Origin of the sequence: Streptomyces sp. UNOC14_S4 (genome assembly GCF_020740835.1) — a bacterium.
Lineage (GTDB): Bacteria > Actinomycetota > Actinomycetes > Streptomycetales > Streptomycetaceae > Streptomyces.
This window is the reverse complement of sequence record NZ_JAINFC010000577.1, coordinates 1-4,499: the sequence shown is the minus strand read 5'-3', so window position 1 is coordinate 4,499 and position 4,499 is coordinate 1. Positions and strand designations below refer to the sequence as shown.

Here is a 4,499-nt window from a genome sequence, read left to right as displayed (position 1 = left end):
CGTGTCGGGCGGGTCGGTCGCCCGGTTCGCGGCGCGCGTCGCCGACCGGCTCGGGCTGCCGACCGGTGAGGGGGAGGGCGAGGGGGAGTCGGCGGTCGGCCGGTTCGCCGGGATCCGCCGCGTGCCGCTGACGGTCGTCGCCGAGGGCGTGGACTACGCCGCGGAGCCCGTCGCGCTCGTGGAGTTCGCCGACCTGCTCGCCGCCCGTGGCGCGCGCCTGCTGCTCGTTTTCCGCACCCCCGACTCGCAGAGCCTGGAGCTGGCGCTGAGGATGGCCGACCCGAGCAAGGACGAGATCACCGCGCGGCTCGACCGGGTCCGCGACCGGATCGAACACATCGCCCGCCGCGAGCGCGACGCGTACGACAGGGTCTCCCTGGTCGCGCCCGTGCGGACGGTGCCGCAGGAGGCCGCGGCGCTGCGGCTCGACCTGACGGCGCTGCGCGGCGACCCGGACCTGGGCAGCCCCCGCTTCCTGCCGAAGCTCGCGGCGTTCGAGAGCGCCGTGGAGTCGGGGCTGCTGCGCGTCGAGGAAGTGATCGGCGGCGCCGCGGCGGGCATCGCGCGCCGCGACGAACTGCGCGGCAGGCTGGAGGCGTTCTTCGCGCTGCTCGCGGGCCGCAGCCTGGAGGAGGAGCAGGCCGCGGCCCCGCTCTACCGTGCCGCCCACAATCTCCTCTACCAGGCCCCGTGCGAGCTCTCGGAGGCCGAGACCGTCGTCGAGCGCTTCGCCGATGCCGTACGCCGCCACACGCACCGGCCCCAGGGACCCCTGGGACCCCAGGGAAGCGGGAGCGACCGAGGAGGTGACGGCCGGTGAAGGCCGCGGGAAAGGCCATAGGAAAGACGGGAAAACCCCCCGACTGCGAACGCCCCGGCTGCGAGGGCTGCTCCGCCGACGGCACCGGCTTCTGCCGCGTCACCGGACAGCGGCTCGCCGCCACCGCGGAGAGCCTGCCCACCTCGGGCACGCAGTGGCGGACGGCCACCGACCGGCTCTTCAGCGTGGCGCCCGCGGGCGACGGCCTGCTCGGCCTGCCCGTCGTGCGCGCCCCCTCCCCCGAGGCGCTCGTCGTCACGGACCCGCAGGTCCCGCCGGGCGGCAAGACCTGCGGCCACGAAGGCTGCACCGCCGTCGTCGGCCGCGCGTACAAGAACGAGCCCGCGCTCGCCACCGGCTACTGCCCCCAGTGCAAACACCCCTTCGACTTCACCCCGCGCCTCGCGGCGGGCGACCTCGTGGGCGAGCAGTACCGCGTGGTGGGCTGCCTCGCCAACGGCGGCCTCGGCTGGGTCTATCTCGCCCACGACACGCAGTTGGAGAACCGCCCCGTCGCCCTCAAGGGCCTCATCCACACCGGCGACCCCGACGCCCTCGAACTCGCGGGCAAGGAGCGGCGCTACCTCACCCGCTTCGACCACCCCGACATCGTCCGCATCATCAACTACGTGACGCACCCGGACCGGGGCACCGGCGACGACACCGCGCGCACGGGCTACATCGTCATGGAGTTCGTCGGCGGCATGCAGCTGTCGCAGGTCAAGGGACGCATGGCGCGCCGCGAGGGCCCGTTCGGCGAGCCGCGCGTCCTGGAGTACGTCCTCGCGTACGGCTGCCGGATCCTCGGCGCGCTCGGCTATCTGCACCGGCAGAACCTCGTCTACTGCGACCTCAAGCCGAACAACGTGATGCACTACGGCGACCGGGTCAAGCTCATCGACCTCGGCGCCGTCCGCAGGCTGGGCGATCCCGACGGCGCACTGCTGGGCGCGCGCGGGTTCACCGCCCCCGAGGTGGTGCGCGACCGGGCCGCGGGGCTCTCGCCGCGCGCGGACCTGTTCAGCATGGGGATGACGCTGCGGGCCCTGTCCGACGAGGCGCCCGCCGAGGCCCGCCCGACAGGGCTGGGCGGTGAGTCCTACGAGCGGGCGATCGCCCGTGCCGTCACCGAGGACCCGCTCGGCCGCTACGCCTCCGCCCACGACATGGCCGAGCAACTGCGCGGCGTGCTGCGGGAGATCCGTTCGCTGCGCACCGGGCGGGAACACCCCGAGCCCTCCGCCCTGTTCGAGCCGACCGCGGCCCTGCTGGACGCCTCGCTGGGGCGCGTACCGCCGCTGGAGCGCTGGCTGACGGGCGGGCCGCGCCCGGTCCTGGACCGCGGGCTGCCCGCGCCCGGCCAGGTGCCTCTGGTCCTCCCCGTGCCGTACCCGGACCCGCACGACCCCGCCGAACCGCTGCTGCGGCAGCCGACGGCGAGCGGGCCGCGCCGGCTGATCCAGCAGCTGTACGCCTTCGGGGAGCGCTCGGCGGAGATCCCGCTCCGGCAGTGCCGGGCCCATCTGGAGCTCGCGGAACTGGAGGAGGCGGCGGAGCGGCTCGCGGCGGCCCGCGCGGTGGTGGGGGCGCTCGCCCGTTACGACTGGCGGCTGAGCTGGCACCAGGGCCTGCTCTCCCTCGCGCACGGCGAACCGGCCGCCGCCGAGGCCGCGTTCGACCGGGTCTACGCGGACCTGCCGGGCGAGTCCGCGCCGAAGCTGGCCCTCGGCTACTGCGCCGAGCACCGCGGTGACACGGAGGCCGCCGAGCGCTGCTACCAGGCCGTCTGGCAGCGCAACCGCTCGCAGGGCAGCGCCGCGTTCGGCCTCGCGCGGCTGCGGCTCGCCGCCGGGGAACGCAGGGCCGCCGTGGAGCTGCTGGACGGCGTCCCGGCCGTCTCCCGGCACCGCGACGCGGCCCGCACGGCGTGCGTACGCGTCCTCGCCGGGCGGCTGTGCGACGGCCCGGAGGGCCTGCCGGGACCGGCCGAACTCACCGAGGCCCTGGCGCGCCTCCCGGAACTGCACCTCGACGAGGGCCACGCGGCGGGCCCGGCCCGCGACCGGCTGGAGGCGGAGCTCCTCGACGTCGCGCTGGAACGCCTCAGGACGCCGGGAAGACCGGGGAGCCCGGACGGCGCCGCGCTCACCGGCGCGGACGGCGCGCCGCTCACCGAGACCGCCGTCCGCACCCGCCTCGAACAGCAGCTCCGCGGTCTCGCCCAGCAGGCAAGGACCCCGGACGGGCTCGGCACCCTGGTCGACCTGGCCAACCGCGTCCGTCCCTTGACCCGTGTGTGATCAGGGGGAAGCACGATGGACCGAGCGAACGGCACCGCCGACGGCGGCAGCAGAGCCCACCCACCGCGTCTGACCACCGAGTTGGGCCAGAACAAGTACCTCCCGGCCGGCGCGGGCCCGACGCCCGCGCACGCCATCCTCACCGTCACGGCCGCGGGTCTCGACGGGCTCGCGGGGCGGACCACCTCCGCCGAGGTCATCGTCATCGACTGCTCCGGCTCGATGAACTGGCCCAGCACGAAGATCGCGGCGGCCCGGCGGGCGGCGGCCGCGGCCGTCGACGCGCTGCGCGACGGCACCCGCTTCGCGCTCGTCGAAGGCACCGACGAGGCGCGGGTGATCTACCCCCGCTCGCCCCGCATGGCCGTCGCCGGGCCCGACTCGCGCGCCGACGCCGCCCACATCGCCACGGGCCTGATCGCCTCGGGCGGCACCGCGATCGCCTCCTGGCTGGACTGCGCGGCCGATCTGCTCGCCGCGCAGGACACCGCGATCCGGCACACCCTGCTGCTGACCGACGGCCGCAACGAGCACGACCGGCCGGGCGAGCTGGAGCGCGTCCTGACCGCGTGCGCGGGCCGCTTCACCTGTGACGCCCGGGGCATCGGGGACGGCTGGGCCGCCACCGAACTCCGTACGATCGCCGACCGGTTGCACGGCGTGGCCGACGCGGTCGAGGACGATTCCGACCTGGAGACGGAGTTCCGCGCGATGATGAGCTCCGCGATGGCCAAGGCCCTCCCGGACGTCCGCGTCCGGGTCGACCTGCGCGTCGGCAGCGAGCTCCGCTCCGTCAAGCAGGTCTTCCCCACCGAGGTGGACCTCACCGAGGAAGGCGTGCAAACCGGGGAACGCAGCTGGGAGTTCCCCACCGGCGCCTGGGGCGACGAGGCCCGCGACTACCACCTGTGCGTCACCGCCGACCCGGCCGGCGACCCGCCGGGCGAGGATCTCCAACTGGCCACCGTGAGCCTGGTGACCAGCGGACAGGACAGCGAACAGGACAGCGGACAGGGCACACCCGTCACCGTCGCCCTGCCGCGCCCCTGCTCCCTGCTCGTGCACTGGACCGACGACCGCGCCCTGTCCACCCGCATCCACCCGCGCGTCGCCCACTACGACGGCCACGCGGAGCTCGGCAGGACCGTCACCGCCGGGTGCGAGGCGTACGAACGGGACGAGCGCGCCACCGCCCAGGAACAGTGGGGCCGGGCCGTACGGCTGGCGCACGAGCTGGGCGACAAGAAAATGCTGCGGCGCCTGAGCCGCCTGGTACGCATCGTCGACGAACAGCGGGGCATCGTCGAGGTGCGCCCGGAGGTCTCGCACGGAGATCTCAACGCCGCCATGGTCATGGACAACCACAGCACCCAGTGGAC

General features: G+C 74.9%; 2 protein-coding genes and 1 pseudogene. All 3 read left to right on the top strand.

What is annotated here, in order from left to right; all coding sequences use genetic code 11:
* Positions 1-820, top strand: a pseudogene (locus tag K6I34_RS32365) (serine protease); the annotation flags it as partial.
* Positions 817-3,120, top strand: coding sequence for a serine/threonine-protein kinase (locus K6I34_RS32360; protein ID WP_229331596.1), 2,304 nt, complete (start codon positions 817-819; stop codon positions 3,118-3,120). The pseudogene K6I34_RS32365 and the gene K6I34_RS32360, both read left to right, overlap by 4 nt.
* Before the next feature lie 15 nt (positions 3,121-3,135).
* On the top strand, positions 3,136-4,499 hold a 1,364-nt coding region (locus K6I34_RS32355; RefSeq protein WP_229331594.1), incomplete at its 3' end, for a vWA domain-containing protein.